This is a genomic window from Parasphingorhabdus sp., from assembly GCF_039939955.1.
Taxonomy (GTDB): Bacteria; Pseudomonadota; Alphaproteobacteria; order Sphingomonadales; family Sphingomonadaceae; genus Parasphingorhabdus.
In genome coordinates this window covers 270,326-285,078 of sequence record NZ_JBDVHS010000002.1, presented here as the reverse complement: position 1 = coordinate 285,078, position 14,753 = coordinate 270,326, and the positions used below count along the sequence as shown (strand labels likewise).

General features: G+C 57.0%; 14 protein-coding genes. 8 read left to right on the top strand and 6 right to left on the bottom strand.

Annotation, left to right across the window (positions count from 1 at the left end):
- Positions 1-70: 70 nt before the first annotated feature.
- Both ABJG22_RS01645 and ABJG22_RS01640 read left to right on the top strand, forming a co-directional pair.
- Complete coding sequence (locus ABJG22_RS01645) at positions 71-1,684, top strand: FAD-dependent oxidoreductase (protein WP_348018493.1); 1,614 nt, start codon at positions 71-73, stop codon at positions 1,682-1,684.
- Positions 1,685-1,709: 25 nt separating this feature from the next.
- Complete coding sequence (locus tag ABJG22_RS01640; protein WP_348018492.1) at positions 1,710-2,483, top strand: SDR family oxidoreductase; 774 nt, start codon at positions 1,710-1,712, stop codon at positions 2,481-2,483.
- Between the two features lie 4 nt (positions 2,484-2,487).
- On the opposite strand, the gene ABJG22_RS01635 is transcribed toward ABJG22_RS01640, so the two are convergent.
- Both ABJG22_RS01635 and ABJG22_RS01630 read right to left on the bottom strand, forming a co-directional pair.
- Positions 2,488-3,804: an MFS transporter gene (locus tag ABJG22_RS01635; protein WP_348018491.1), complete on the bottom strand. Its 1,317-nt coding sequence runs from the start codon at positions 3,802-3,804 to the stop codon at positions 2,488-2,490.
- A 69-nt stretch (positions 3,805-3,873) separates the two neighbouring features.
- A complete protein-coding gene (locus tag ABJG22_RS01630; protein WP_348018490.1) occupies positions 3,874-4,644 on the bottom strand; it encodes an SDR family NAD(P)-dependent oxidoreductase in 771 nt (256 codons plus the stop codon).
- Between the two features lie 91 nt (positions 4,645-4,735).
- Here ABJG22_RS01630 and ABJG22_RS01625 point away from each other — a divergent pair, with 91 nt between their 5' ends.
- The gene (locus ABJG22_RS01625) at positions 4,736-5,473 is read left to right on the top strand and encodes an SDR family oxidoreductase (protein WP_348018777.1); all 738 of its coding nucleotides are present in this window, start codon (positions 4,736-4,738) and stop codon (positions 5,471-5,473) included.
- Between the two features lies 1 nt (position 5,474).
- Here the strand turns inward: ABJG22_RS01625 and ABJG22_RS01620 are convergent, their stop codons facing one another.
- From ABJG22_RS01620 to ABJG22_RS01610, 3 genes are all read right to left on the bottom strand, one after another.
- Positions 5,475-6,794: an MFS transporter gene (locus ABJG22_RS01620; protein ID WP_348018489.1), complete on the bottom strand. Its 1,320-nt coding sequence runs from the start codon at positions 6,792-6,794 to the stop codon at positions 5,475-5,477.
- Between the two features lie 199 nt (positions 6,795-6,993).
- Positions 6,994-8,127 carry an acyl-CoA dehydrogenase family protein gene (locus ABJG22_RS01615; protein WP_348018488.1) on the bottom strand — a complete coding sequence of 378 codons (1,134 nt, stop codon included), beginning with the start codon at positions 8,125-8,127 and terminating at the stop codon, positions 6,994-6,996.
- A gap of 24 nt (positions 8,128-8,151) precedes the next feature.
- The gene (locus ABJG22_RS01610) at positions 8,152-9,348 is read right to left on the bottom strand and encodes an acyl-CoA dehydrogenase family protein (protein WP_348018487.1); all 1,197 of its coding nucleotides are present in this window, start codon (positions 9,346-9,348) and stop codon (positions 8,152-8,154) included.
- A gap of 238 nt (positions 9,349-9,586) precedes the next feature.
- Here ABJG22_RS01610 and ABJG22_RS01605 point away from each other — a divergent pair, with 238 nt between their 5' ends.
- Genes ABJG22_RS01605 through ABJG22_RS01590 form a run of 4 tightly spaced genes read left to right on the top strand, consistent with a single transcriptional unit; the run spans position 9,587 to position 13,369 of the window.
- Entirely contained in the window at positions 9,587-10,066 is a 480-nt protein-coding gene (locus tag ABJG22_RS01605; RefSeq protein ID WP_348018486.1) for a (2Fe-2S)-binding protein, read from the top strand.
- A gap of 3 nt (positions 10,067-10,069) precedes the next feature.
- Complete coding sequence (locus ABJG22_RS01600; RefSeq protein ID WP_348018485.1) at positions 10,070-12,289, top strand: molybdopterin cofactor-binding domain-containing protein; 2,220 nt, start codon at positions 10,070-10,072, stop codon at positions 12,287-12,289.
- A 1-nt stretch (position 12,290) separates the two neighbouring features.
- The gene (locus tag ABJG22_RS01595) at positions 12,291-12,770 is read left to right on the top strand and encodes a c-type cytochrome (RefSeq protein ID WP_348018484.1); all 480 of its coding nucleotides are present in this window, start codon (positions 12,291-12,293) and stop codon (positions 12,768-12,770) included.
- 17 nt (positions 12,771-12,787) lie between these two features.
- Entirely contained in the window at positions 12,788-13,369 is a 582-nt protein-coding gene (locus ABJG22_RS01590; RefSeq protein ID WP_348018483.1) for a nucleotidyltransferase family protein, read from the top strand.
- Positions 13,370-13,387: 18 nt separating this feature from the next.
- Here ABJG22_RS01590 and ABJG22_RS01585 read toward each other — a convergent pair whose 3' ends face one another.
- Positions 13,388-14,029, bottom strand: coding sequence for a queuosine precursor transporter (locus ABJG22_RS01585; protein ID WP_348018482.1), 642 nt, complete (start codon positions 14,027-14,029; stop codon positions 13,388-13,390).
- Between the two features lie 127 nt (positions 14,030-14,156).
- Between ABJG22_RS01585 and ABJG22_RS01580 the strand changes: the two genes are divergently transcribed.
- Complete coding sequence (locus tag ABJG22_RS01580) at positions 14,157-14,726, top strand: TIGR00730 family Rossman fold protein (RefSeq protein WP_348018481.1); 570 nt, start codon at positions 14,157-14,159, stop codon at positions 14,724-14,726.
- Positions 14,727-14,753: the final 27 nt, after the last annotated feature.

Below are 14,753 nucleotides of genomic sequence, written 5' to 3'. Positions count from 1 at the left end.
CGCACCTCCTGCAACGCCCTAGACTGATCGAAAATCCGTTCATGGGAGAGGTTCGATAGTCGATAGCGAGGTGGATGTTCTGATCATCGGTGCGGGGGCAGCGGGCCTCACCGCAGCGCTGGCGGCGCATGAATCCGGCGCCTCGGTCCGGCTGATCGAAAAGCAGGACCGGCTGGGCGGGACCGCCGCGATATCCGGCGGTGTGGTCTGGCTGCCCGATCATGACCAGATGGCCGCGCAGGGCATAGAGGACAGCACCGCCGCGGCGCTGGATTATTTCCTGTCGCTCGATCATGGCGAGATGGACGCAGACGTGCTCTCGGCCTTTGTACAGGAAGCCGGGCCAATGCTCTCCTTCCTGACCGACATCGACGCAATCAGCTTGACGATGATGCCGGACTATCCGGACTATTACGAGGATCGCCCCGGGGCCAAGGCGGATGGCGGTCGATCCCTCGACAATGACCTTTTCGATTTCACGACACTCGGCGAGTGGAAGGACCGTGTCTTCGATCATGGACCGGCACCGAGAATGATGCTGCGCGAGACGCCGCTCGGCGGCGGCAGCGGCATTGTCGAGCCGGAGGAATTGCAGCGCCGCGATGCCAGCGATTTGCGCGGCTGGGGACAGGCACTGGTCGGACGGCTGCTGAAAGCCTGTCTGGATCGCGGCATCGAACCCGTTCTAGGTTGTGGCGGTTACCGATTATCTATCGAAGATGGCCGGGTGACCGGCGCGATTGTCGAGCGCGGCAGCAAGCAGGAAACCATCATGGCGCGAAACGGTGTGATATTAGCCACCGGCGGATTTGAATGGAATGACGCGCTGAAACACGCCTTCCTGCGCGGTCCCCTTGAAGCACCCGCCTCGCCGCCAACCAATCGCGGCGATGGTCTGAAAATGGCGATGGCGGCTGGCGCGGGACTAGGCAATATGACCAGCGCCTGGTGGGTGCCGACCCTCGCAATCCCCGAAGCACAATGGCAGAGCGGTGAGACCCGCAATATGCCGGTACTGATCGAACGGACCCTGCCGCACGGCATCATGGTCAACCGCGACGGGCAGAGATTCTGCAACGAAGCGGCAAATTACTCGGCGCTGGCGGGCGCATTCCATGCCTTCGACCCGGCGACCTATGGCTATCCCAATCTACCCGCCTATCTGATTTTCGATTCGCAATATCGGGAGCGCTATCAGCTCTCCTCCTTCATGCCGGGCACACCACTGCCGGACTGGGTGGCGCGGGCCAACAGCGTCGATGCGCTCGCTGCACAAATCGGCGTCGATGCGGCCAACCTCCCGGCGACGGTAAGCCGGTTCAACGAACAGGCCGAACGACTGGACGATCAGGATTTTGGCCGCGGCAAGACCGATTATGACCGCTTCTACGGCGACCGCTCCAGAGCGGGCGCTGCCGCGACATTGGGCCGTCTGGACAAGGCGCCTTATTATGCCGTGGAAATCCGGATGGGCGCGCTGGGCACCAACGGTGGCGCGAAAACCAACGCGCAGGCGCAGATCACGGATGTCGATGGCGCGCCAATCGCCGGACTGTTCGGGGCCGGCAATGTGATCAGTGCCCCGACCGGCAGCGTCTATGCTGGTGCAGGCGGCACATTGGGACCAGCCCTGACATTCGGCTATATTGCAGGCCGCGCGGCGGCCAGACGGGCCAACCAATGATCAAACCGACCAAAGGAACGAGACTATGAGCATATTGGAGCAGTTCAGACTCGACGGCGAAGTTGCCGTTGTCACCGGTGCCGGCAAGGGGATCGGGCGGGCAATTGCGCTCGGCCTTGCAGAAGCGGGTGCCGACGTCGCGATCGCCGCGCGCTCTGCCGATGATCTGGAGAAAGTAGCGGGAGAAATTCGCGCCATGGGCCGCCGCGCGATTGCGGTGCCGACCGATGTGACCAGCAAAGATGCTCTGGAAAATCTCGCCAACCGCGCGGTCGAGGAACTGGGGCGATTGACGATCTGGATCAGCAACGCCGGCGGCTTGCCCGATGGCACGCCCCGCTATCTCACCCGCACACCGGAGGACAGCTGGGACGCGCAGATAGAACTCAATCTGAAAAGCGTCTGGATGGGCGCGGTCGCCGCAGCCAATCATATGAGCGACAATGGCGGTGCGATCATCAATATCTCCTCGCGCGCGGCAATCGGCGGACAGGTGAAGAACGCCCCTTATGGCGCGTCCAAGGCGGCGGTGAACAGCCTCACAGCAAGCCTGTCGTTGGAGCTCGCACCGAAAATTCGCGTCAATGCGGTGGCGCCCGGACCGATCCCTACCGAAAATTTCGATGAGTCCATGGGCATTGATTCTGAAGAAAAACGCGCAGCCCTGCTCAAGCAGTTCCAGATCCCGCTGGACCGTTTCGGCCGGGAAGAGGATATTGCCGCTGCGGTGGTCTATATGGCCTCGCCCGCGTCTAGCTGGGTCACCGGCCAGTGTCTCTATGTGACGGGTGGCAAATGACCGCCTAGGCGCGTTGCCGCTTCATCCACACCCAGACCCGCCAATAATGAAAACCGGCCCAAAGGTTGAACAGGGCGAGAATCATCAGGGCTTGCTGGAGCGCACTGGCTTCCAGCTCGCTATTTCCCGATGCAAAATGGTCTGACAAGCCACCAACAAAAACCGGCCCGATGCCCAATCCGATCAGGCCCGCCACCATCAGATAGATGGCCACGGCCATTGCCCGTGTCCTATCAGTGGCCAATAGCTGGACCGCGGCAAAGCTGGGACCAAAATAGAAAGTCGCGGCAAAAGTTGGAAAGCCCAGCAGGATGATGGCCAGATTCGCATTGCCGGCATAGACGGCGGCCATCATGCCCGGTGCGGCGATAACCAACACAATACCGCAGACCAGCAACGGCAGCACCGGATCGCGTTTCCCGATTATGTCACCGACCTTGCCGCCGAACCAGGCCCCGAAGCCGCCCGTCAAACCGACCATCACGCCAAGCTTCCAACCCAGCTCCCCATAGTCCATGCCATGAACCCGGACAAACAGGCCACCATAGAAGCTCGCCAGGCCATAAGAGACAAATTGCACCAGCACGCCAGCGGCAACCAAATGCCAATAGGCCCGTTTTCCGGACAGTTCGAGCAAAGCCTCACGCAAGGTCATCTCACCGGCCACAGGCTGGAAGGCTTTTGCCAGACTGACTTTGCCGCGCGGATCCCGCACGGTGAACCAGATGACCACAGCGATGATCAGACCCGGCAAACCTGCCAGCAGAAACGCCGCCCGCCAGCTAAATATTTCGGTGATATAGCCGCCACCGGCATAGGCCAGAAACGCGCCAACCGGCACGGCTGCCCCCATGATCCCGAGCGCGCCCGCGCGACGTTCCGGCGGGAACAGGTCCGCGATCAAACTATGGGACGCCGGTCCTGATCCAGCCTCGCCAATGCCTACGCCCACACGCGCGAGAAACAGCTGCACAAAATTGCCGGCCATTCCACACAAGACCGTCATCAGGGACCAGACGGCAATAGAAATGGCGATAATCCGACTGCGGTTCCAACGGTCCGCCAGAGCGGCAAGAGGAATAGCTAAAGTTGTATAGAAAATCGCAAAGGACAGGCCCGTCATCAAGCCAAGCTGTGTGTCGGAAAGCCCGAGATCGCGCTTGATCGGCTCGGCAACAATCGAGATCACCTGGCGATCAAGGAAGTTGAGCATCATTACGATGAACAGGATCGCGAGCGCATAATTGGCGCGTCGGCGCGACGCAGATTCAGAATCTGCCGAATTCTCGATGCCCTCGTTGGGGCGGATGTCCTCTACCATCCGGCGGGTATGACAGGATTATTTTCTTCCCGGCACCCTTTGTTTAGCTAGGGCGCGTCTATCGACCCGTCAGAGCGACTGGCCGTCGTCGATGATGATATCCGACCCGGTCACCATCCGTGATGCATCGGAAGAAAAATAGAGCATCATCGGATCAAGCGATTCGATATCCTGCAAGCGGCGGCGATGGAAACCGGCAATTTGCGCCTCACCACCTGCGGTCTGGTACCAATCGCCCTGAATCTCTGTTGGAATATAGCCAGGGTGGATGGTGTTCACGTTCACCCCCATCCGCACCCATTCGCGCGCCAGATTGCGGCCAAGATGGGTCACACCGGCCTTGCTGGCGGCATAGGCGCTGTCGCCTTCGCCAGTCAGCCGCGAGGTGATCGACCCGATGATGACAACCCGGCCATTTTCCTTGTCCCGGCTGCCGCTGGCGATCAGCCTTTTGGCGCCTTCGCGCGCAACCAGATAGACGCCTTTGAAATTGGTATCGAGCAGCATCTGGAGCCGGTCGGCCGGCACTTCGGTCGAGCGGCCTGTCGCCGCAACCCCAGCATTGGCAACAATCGAATCAACGGTTCCGAATTTTGCTTCCGCCGCATCATAAGCGGCGATGATCGACGCTTCATCGGTTACATCCAGCGGAACCGCCAAAGCTTGCCCACCTGAAGCGCCAATTTTATCGGCCAATTCAGCCGTGCGGTCTGTCCGCCGTGCGCCCAAGACCACTTGAGCGCCAGCCGCCGCAAAGAGCTCCGCAAAACGGGCACCAAATCCGGAAGACGCACCCGCAATCAACGCAGTCCGCCCTGCAAGGGAAAAGGGGATATCCATTTTTCTGCTCCGTAAATGATCAAATATTACAGTGGGTCTAGACGATCCTGAAATGGTCGGCCAATAGTCAATTGCATAGGAGAAGATCATGATAGACACGTCCCTCGATTATACCGGAAAAACCGTCTGCATCATTGGCGGTTCGAGCGGCATCGGCAACGCTACGGCACAGGCATTTCGTGGTTGCGGGGCCGAGGTCCACGTTACCGGAACGCGAGCCAGTGCGGATGATTATGACATCGCAGATGGGTCTGATCTAACAGGACTTAGCTATCACCAATTGGATGCAGCGGACGACAGCGCCATCATTGCGTTGCGGCAAAAATTCGACCGTATGGATGTGCTGATCTGCTCCCAAGGCATGGTGCTATACAAACGCGCAGAGTTCGAGCCGGAAAATTTTGCCAAGGTCGTTCAGGTCAATCTCAACAGTCTGATGACCTGCGCCGGGCAATTTCATGATCTGCTGAAAGAAGCAAAGGGCTCGCTCATCATCATCAGTTCGACCGCGGCCTTTCATGCGACAGTTGGCAATCCCGGCTATAATGCGTCCAAGGCTGGCGCGGCCGGATTAACGCGCACTTTGGGCAAGGCATGGGCGCCCGATGGCATCCGGGTGAACGGCATTGCACCGGGCTTGATTGCGACCAAAATGACCAAGGTCACAACCGATAATCCGAAACGGCGCGACGCCACAATACGGTCAATCCCGCTGGGCCGCATTGGCGATCCCGATGATATGGCTGGGCTATCCTTATATCTAGCGTCTCCTTTGGCAGGCTATGTCGTGGGACAAACCATCATCGCGGATGGCGGACTATTGCTCTAACTCAGGTTGAAGTCGCACGCGCGGGAGACGCTGGGTCGATCCGCACAGCCTTGCCGACCCACCAGAAGAATATCGCTGCCATGGTCAGGCTCACCACCGCCACTGAAATGACGGAATAGTTGAGCGACATGCTGCCGTACGAGTCAGCCCAATTGTCGCTCATCACTCCGATGAGCGCAGGCCCGATGCCGTAACCGAGCAAATTGGTCAACAGGCTACTGATCGCTCCAGCCGTGCCGCGTTCCGTAGGCAAAACCGACGACTGGACCAACGAAATCGCTGCGCCTTGCGTCGATACCAGCAGAACATAACCGCACATATAAAAGGCGAGCGTCATCTCCAGACTGTTTGACAACAGGCAGAACGTCCAAAATGGTATCGTCAGCAACACCGCCAGAGCACAATACCATGGTCGCCATTTTGGATTTTTCTTCGCGAGATAATCTGCGAGAAATCCACCCAAGATCATCGCCGGCACACCGCCGACAAGCAGGGCCCCTCCCAGATACACGCCAACCTCTCCAGAGGTCACATCAAAATTGCGCATCAATATCGGCGCAAGCCATATGGCAAATGCAAAGGAAGGAATATTGGTGAAGGCGTTGGCCAGAACGACCCGGAAGAATATATTGTTCGTCCACAGCGACCGCATTGTGGTCATGAACGGTTCTTGGGTGTCGACACCCTTGGTTGCGCCGGATTGCTCTCCCGCGTGCTGATAATATCGGCCACGCCTGGGTTCACGGATTGTCAAATAAATGATCAATCCCAATACAATCCCCGGCACACCCAGAATCACAAAGGTCCATCGCCAGCCATAAGCCTCGGCGATCAGACCACCGGCAGCATAGCCAAGCGCCGGCCCGAGGACCGCTCCAACCGCAAAGATACCCATTGCACGCGACAATTCATGCGGAGCAAAATAGTCGGTGATGATGGAAGCGGAAGGCGGACCGCCGCCGGCTTCACCGACCCCGACGCCCAACCGGGCCAAAAGCAAAGTCCAGAAACCCACGGCAGCGCCGCATAGCGCTGACATGAGACTCCACAAGGAAAGAGAAATGGCCACCATCGTCTTGCGATTGGTGCGGTCAGCCAAACGTCCCGCCGGGACGCCAAGCAGCAAATAGAAAACCGTGAATGCCGTGCCCGCCAGCAAACCGATTTGCGTGTCGCTCAGCATAAATTCGGCTTTGATATCTTCGATCAAGACCGACATCACCAATCGATCAGCAATGTTGAACATGAAGGTCAACATCAGCATGATCAGGGCATAATAGCGATAGACACCGCCGTTGGTCGGCACGGATTTAGAACTCATCTGCATCCTCTCCAAAGGATGACTCAAGCCTAGCGTGAAAAAGGGGACAGAACCAGCTTGGCTCTATCCCCTTAATTGATAGGGTCAATATTCATACAGACCCGCGCCGTTCGTGCTGAGCTTGTCGAAGCACATTTCAAACGGCGCTCTGCCTCCCGTTCATCCTTCGACAGGCTCAGGACGAACGGACGTTGTCTAGCTAGCCCGCGGTCAAAGCAATATGCCGGCGCATATGATGATCAACGCTGCCGAACTCGCCTTCGAAGATCGACAGGCGTTTGAAATAGCTGCCCACAGCAAGCTCGTCCGTCATGCCCATGCCACCATGTGTTTGGATTGCCGACTGGCCGATGAAACGCGCGGCCTGCCCTATGCGTACCTTCGCAGCAGAAACATTTTGCATGCGGGTTGCGTCATCTTCGTCCAGCTTGATCGTGGCGAGATAGCACATCGACACCGACTGCTCATATTCCATCAGCATGTCCGCCATGCGATGCTGCAGAACCTGAAACGAACCGATCGGCGCGCCAAATTGTTTGCGCTGACGGGAATATTCGACCGTGGTTTCGTTGGTCACCTTCATCGCGCCAACGGCTTCGGCGCAGACCGCAGCAGTGGCCTCATCCATGACTTTCTCAATCAGCGGCAAGCCGTTGTCCGCATCACCGATAAAAGCATCGCCAGAGACTTTCACATTTTCGAAATAGACTTCCGAAGCCCGGCGGCCATCGACCGTGGCATAGTCGCGTGTGCTCACCCCTTGGGCTGATTTATCGACAACGAATACGGACACGCCGTTCTTGTCCGTCTGTCCGCCCGATGTGCGGGCCGTGACCACCAGATGCGTGGCCCAAGGCGCACCAATGACAACCGCTTTATGGCCATTGAGAACATAATCCCCACCATCGGCCTTTGCGGTTGTTTCCAAATTGGCCAGATCATAGCGTCCGCGCGGCTCGGCATAAGCAAAAGCGAAAACCATCTCGCCGCTTATGATACCGCCGATATATTCTTCACGCTGCGCTGCGCTACCGCCATGTTTCAACGCCCCGCCAGCACAGACCACCGTCGGAATAAAGGGTTCAACCGCAAGGCCTTTACCAAATTCTTCCATGATGATCATCGCTTCGGTTGCACCGCCGAAACCGCCATCTTCTTCCGAAAATGGAGCGGCAAGCATGCCGAGTTCTGCCAATTGCGCCCAAAGCTCTGGCCGCCAACCAGAATCGCTTTCGATCACGCCGCGGCGCGTATCAAAGTCATATTGCTCACGGACCAGGCGTGAAATTCCATCACGCACCATATTCTGTTCGTCGGTAAATTCGAAATCCATTTTGGTTCCCCTGTCTCGTCCCGGTTAAAGGCCGAGGATCATTTTGGTGATGATGTTGCGCTGGATCTCGTTGGATCCGCCGTAAATCGACGTCTTGCGCATGTTGAAATAGGTCGGTGCCGCATGGTGGGCATAATCCGGTCCGATTGGGAAGTCGTTCGACCCATCGTTCGGGAAGCTCCGGAAATCGGGCGCGCCATAATGGCCTACCGCTTCCAGTGTCAGTTCCGTCAACCGCTGCTGAATTTCCGTACCTTTGACCTTCAACAAAGAGCTTTCCGGCCCTGGTCCTTTGCCCGCCTGTTCGCCAGCCAGCGTCCGCAGCTCGGTAATTTCCAAAGCAGAAAGATCGATTTCCAGCTGACTGATCTTGGTGGCAAAACCCATGTCTTCAATCAGCGGCTTGCCATCGAGCATTTCGGCGGCGGCAATTTCCTTCAGCTGTTCAACACCGCGCTTGGAACGCGCCACACCGGCAATACCGGAACGTTCGTGGGCGAGCAGGAACTTGGCATAGGTCCAGCCCTTATTCTCTTCGCCAATCAAATTGGTCGCCGGTACGCGAACGTCGGTAAGCCACACTTCATTGACCTCATGACCGCCGTCGATCAGCTTGATCGGACGCACTTCAATCCCTGGTGTTTTCATGTCGACGAGAATGAAGCTGATGCCCATTTGCGGCTTGGCTGCATCTTGGTCCGTGCGACATAGGAAGAAGCCCCAATCGGCATGTTGAGCCAAGGTCGTCCAGGTTTTCTGCCCGTTGATGATATAATCGTCACCGTCACGCACTGCCGTAGTTTTCAGCGAAGCCAGATCGGAGCCCGCACCAGGTTCTGAATAGCCCTGACACCACCACACATCACCGGATTGAATACCCGGAAGATGTTGTGCTTTTTGCTCCTCGTTTCCGAATGTGTAGATGACGGGTGCCACCATCGCGACGCCGAAAGGCAAAGGCATCACCGTGTTTTTCCGCGCATTTTCTTCCGACCAGATATAGCGCTGCGTCGGCGTCCAGTCGGTTCCGCCATATTCTGCTGGCCAAGCCGGAGTCGACCAGCCTTTTTTCCCCAGAATCTTGTGCCAAGCGAGCAAATCCTCGCGGCTCATCTCGTCCTGCACACCGCGAGTCCCGATGTTCTGCGGGTAATTATTTTCAATAAACTCGCGCACTTCAGCGCGAAACGCGATTTCTTCTTCGGTGAATTCCAGATTCATGGGAGCACTCCTTGGTCACAATTTGCCGGGACTATACGCCGAAAACCGCCGAAAACAAGCAATTAGCCGCGCAATTAAGCTGACGCTACGGCAATGCCGGAATGAACGATATTCATGTGACACGGATCACCGACATTTTCACCTGATTCACGTCCACTCTATCAATGGCTACTTGGCTAGAGGCTGCCGCTCCGCTATCAGTTGCACATTGCTATGCAAACATCCGGGTGAAATTTTCATGATAAAACTGAATGTTAACGGTCAGGCCCGGGAGGTCGATGCTGATCCAGCCACGCCCATTCTATGGGTTGTTCGCGAAAATTTGAAGATGCCCGGCACAAAATACGGGTGCGGTATCGCGCAATGCGGCGCTTGCACTGTGCATCTGGATGGCAAACCCATCCGCAGCTGCTCGACCCCGGTTTCCGCAGCAGAAGGCAAGGCCATCACAACCATCGAAGGCATCGCCAGCGAAGATGGTACGTTACATAAGATCCAGCAAGCCTGGATCGAAGCGCAAGTGCCGCAATGCGGCTATTGCCAGTCCGGCCAGATCATGGCCGCAACCGCACTGCTGGAGAAAAACCCGCAGCCGACCGATGCGCAAATCGATGCAGCAATGGCTGGCAATGTCTGCCGCTGCGGCATGTATGGCCGCATCCGCGATGCGATCAAGTCCGCAGCCGATATCAAGCAACCCTCGAAAGTGGAGGCTTAGGTCATGGGCAAATGGTCAAGACGCGCCTTTATCGGAGCCGGTGTTGTGGCTGGCGGTGCACTGGTGGTGGGCGTCGCCGTCCGTCCGGGCAACCCAACCGAAAAGCTCAAGCCATTTGTCGCGAACGGCGATGGTGAACAGCTGATCAACAGTTGGGTCAAAATCGCGCCGGACAACGTGGTCACCGCAATCGTCCCCCATGCTGAAATGGGGCAGGGGGCCCATAGCGTGCTGGCGCAAATGCTAGCCGATGAACTGGATGCCGACTGGGACAAGGTCGAAATTCTCGAAGCCCCCGGCTTACCGTCTTATGCCGGCGCCGACATGGTCCGCGAATTTCTTGCGCCCACGCTTGAAGTTCCGAAAATTCTTGAGCCAACTGCTCAGGGCGGCTTTCTGACGCTCGCCGACATGATATCGATCGGCGTGACGGGTGGCAGCTTTTCAATCCGCGGCGCTGGACAGCGCAGCATCCGCACGGCTGGTGCCGCCGCACGGCAGATGCTGATCGCAGCGGCTGCCGAAAAATGGGACGTTCCGGCGGAAGAAATCACAACCGAAAATAGCATGTTAAGCCACAAAACCTCTGGCCAGTCGGCAACCTATGGCGAATTTGCTGCTGCCGCTGCCGAACAATCACTGCCCGCCAAGCCTCCGCGCAAAGCAGTTGGCGATTTCAAGTTGATGGGCAAACCAATCCCGCGCAAGGACATTCCGGCCAAGGTCGACGGTACCGCCAGCTTCGGCATTGATGTCGAAATCGAAGGCATGAAATATGCCGCCGTCAAAGCCCCTCCGGTGGTTGGCGCGAGCGTGGAACAGATCAACGCAGAGACCGCCCAATCCATGCCCGGTGTTTTGCAGATTTTAAATATGGGCAATTTTGTCGCGGTCATTGCCGATGGCTATTGGCAAGCACAGCAGGCGCTGAACACGGTTGAAGCGACCTATTCGGAAGCCGAGGGCGGAGACATCGACCATGATGCGATATTCGCGCGCTATGCTGCAGCTCTTGATGATGCGGGCAAAGATGGCGGCGATATTGAAACCGAAACAGGCGATGCCGTGAACGCAATTGCCGAAGCCGCACAGATAATCAAAGCCGAATATAAGGTGCCCTTTTTGGCTCATGCAACCATGGAGCCTATGAACTGCACCGCCAGAGTGATGGACGGCCAGTGTGATTTATGGCTGGGTTCACAAAACCCGTTGGGCGTGCGTCGAGAGGTGGCCGAAGCGCTGGGAATAGATGAAGACAGCGTCAATCTGGAAAACCAATATCTGGGTGGCGGCTTTGGACGTCGTTCAAATACCGATGTTCCGATCATGGCGGCACGGCTGGCCAAGGCGGCCGGCTATCCGATCAAAATGATATGGTCGCGCGAAGAAGACACGACACAGGATTTTTATCGCCCCTCGGCCACCAGCCGGTTCGAAGCAGGGCTGGATGCGGAAGGCAATCTCGTCGCCTGGGACAATATCCATGTCCATCTGTTCGACCCGTCTGAAGCCCCGAAGATCAATCACTATGCGATCCCCAATAAGCTGATCCGCAAAATCGACGTGCCCATGCATTTGCGCTTTGGCCCATGGCGATCCGTCGACCACAGCCAACAGGCATGGTTTATCGAAAGCTTTGTTGATGAAGTCGCGGCGGAAACCGGCAAGGATCCGCTCGCATTACGCCGGCTGCTGCTGGCTGACACTCCCCGCCATCTCGCAGTCCTCGACAAGGTTGCCGAAATGGCCAATTGGGGCAGCCCTCTGCCCGAAGGCCATGGCCGTGGGATCGCATTTGTACCGGGTTTTAATTCGGTTGTTGCACAGGTCGCAGAAGTCGACATGACCGGTAAGAAACCGCGTGTGACAAAGGTTTTCTGTTGTACCGATGTCGGCTTCGCAATGAACCCTGACGGAGTCATTGCACAGATAGAAAGCGGTATCGTCTATGGCCTGACCGCTGCGCTCTATGGCGAAATAACCGTCAAAGATGGTGCAGTCCAACAGAGCAATTTCCACGACTATGAAATGCTACGAATCAACGAAATGCCGGAGGTATCCGTCGCCTTGATCAATGGCGATCATGATCGGATCGGTGGCGCAGGTGAACCCGGCTTGCCGCCGATTGCCCCTGCCGTCACCAACGCTATTTTTGCCGCCACCGGCAAGCGCGTCCGCGAACTGCCCGTTGCCAAATATGATTTTGCCGGATCGGAGACCTGATATGCTGAAATTCATCCGAATGGTTGCCCTACCTTCTTTATTTGTCTTAGCCGCTTGCGGCACCGATCCGGCACCGGGACCGGTGGAGCAAATCATCGTCCGCGAACCTGGAGCCGCACCGGTCGAAACCGCCGTTGCTTCTGCCCCCACCGACAGCAATCCAGCAAGCAGCCTAGTCGCCGAAGGGAAGGCGGCTTTTGCCAATTGCTCCGCCTGTCACAGTCTGGAGCAAGACGCGCCCCATGGTGCTGGCCCCAACCTCTTTGGAATCATCGACAAGGCGGCCGGCGAAGCCTCCGGTTTTGCCTATTCCGACGCCTTGAAAGCGTCCGGCGTCATTTGGGCCGAGGCAGAACTCGATAGCTTTATCGCCGATCCAGCCGCAAAAATTCCGGGCACGACAATGGTCGCGGGCGCGATCGCGGAGCCAGCGAAAAGACAGGCCGTAATCGCGTATATCGCGAGCGTTACCGCCAATTGAACAGCCAGTCCGGTATCATGCTGGCATTGCTGGCGGCCGGGCAATCCCGCAGATTTGGCGATCAGGATAAACTGACCGCATTGCTCGGCGGCAAGATGCTCGGCCTGCACGCTGCCGAAGCGGGAGCGGCAATTCACTGCCCTCAAAAGCGGGTGATCGGTCCACCGGCACATGGCTGCGCAAGGCGATGGAATGATCTGGGCTACCGGATAATCGTCAATGAGCAGGCACATCTGGGTCAGGCGACATCCGTCCGGCTCGCCGCGTCCCACGCCATTGAGGCTGGCGCCAGGGCGTTATATATCATGCTCGCCGATATGCCGTTTGTGACAGCGGATCATATCAACAGGCTGCTGGCTATCTTCGAACAAATGGGCTGCACCCGCACCATCGCATCTGCCCGCGACGGACAAGCCATGCCGCCCGCGATATTTCCCAATTCTGCGTTGAATGATTTGCTCACGCTGGAAGGCGATTCCGGTGCCCGGGCGTTGCTATCCGATGCTCATTTGGTGACGGCCGATGATCCGATTCTGATGGATATCGATAGCGAGGAAGACTTGGCGCAGGCCAATATTATATATCGCGCCATCCCATAGCTTTGGGCCAGAAGGCCTTCATTCCCGATCCAGTTTTTGCCCCAGTTTCACGAAAAACACGATCAAGAAAGGCACCAGCAAGAAGGACAGGACAACTTTGGCCGAACCTTGGCCGAGCAGCAATTGCCCTATCGGACGCTCACCATAAAAGGCGATTGTGATGAAAATCAGCGTGTCGACAATTTGCGACAGCGCGCTAGCAATGGCAGCCCGCAACGCCAGCAGCCCGCCCTTCATATTGGCCAAGCGCGAAAAGATATAAACGTTGAGAAATTGCGAAACCCCATAAGCGATAATCCCGGCAAACATCAGCCGCGCACCTTGGGAAAGAATGATCGGAAAGGCCTCTTTGGCGGGTTCATACATTCCCGGATCGGTCGGCAACGCCAGAACGATCTGGATCAGAATGATCGCGGTGATCAGAGGAATGAAACCAAAACGGACCAACCGGTTGGCCACCTCCCGCCCATGCAATTCAGCGACCGAGCTGGATAATACCACCAGAAGCAGGAACGGGAAAATCCCCGCTTCCACAGCCAGCGGCCCAAGCGCAACCTGCTTAGCGCCTAATATTCCGGCGATACAGGTCATCCCACCGTAGAGCACAGCAAAGACAAATAGGGATCTCGGGATGAGGTTGGTTTTTGATGTTTCGGTCATCGCCTTTACCTAGCGCGGTCGGCGATGAAAAAAAAGACATAGTAACGCGCCGCATTTTTTCTATACGGAAAAAGAAACGGACAATAACAAGCCGTGACCAATTGTGTCACGCGATCAGGGGGATGTTTTGCACAAACTGGCAGTTTATTGTGGTGCCAACGCCGGACAAGATCCGGCTTATGCCGAGGCAACGATATTGCTGGGCAAGACGATGGCAGAGCGCAATGTGGACCTCGTCTATGGCGGTGGCCGTCTTGGCCTGATGGGAATTATTGCCGATACGGTGCTCGAGCATGGCGGTCAGGTGCATGGCGTCATTCCGGAAATGCTGAAAGATCTGGAAGTGGCGCATAGAGGTGTGACCGAGCTTCATATCGTTGCAAATATGCACGAACGTAAAGCCAAAATGACCGATTTGACAGATGCCTTTGTTGCCCTGCCAGGGGGCGTTGGCACGATGGACGAATTGTTCGAAGCCTGGAGCTGGAATGCGCTGGGCTATCATAACAAGCCCTTCGCCATTTTGAATATCGCCGGCTACTGGGATGCGATGATCGTTTTTCTCGATAAAATGACGGAACAGGGTTTCGTATCCGCCGATCGCCGCAAGCAATTGATCATTTCCGACAATATCGCGGACTGTCTCGATCGCCTCGCGGCGGCTTGCACCACCGAGGCAGGCAGTTTTACCTGGTGAACCAATATCAACCCGAACATTTGACTG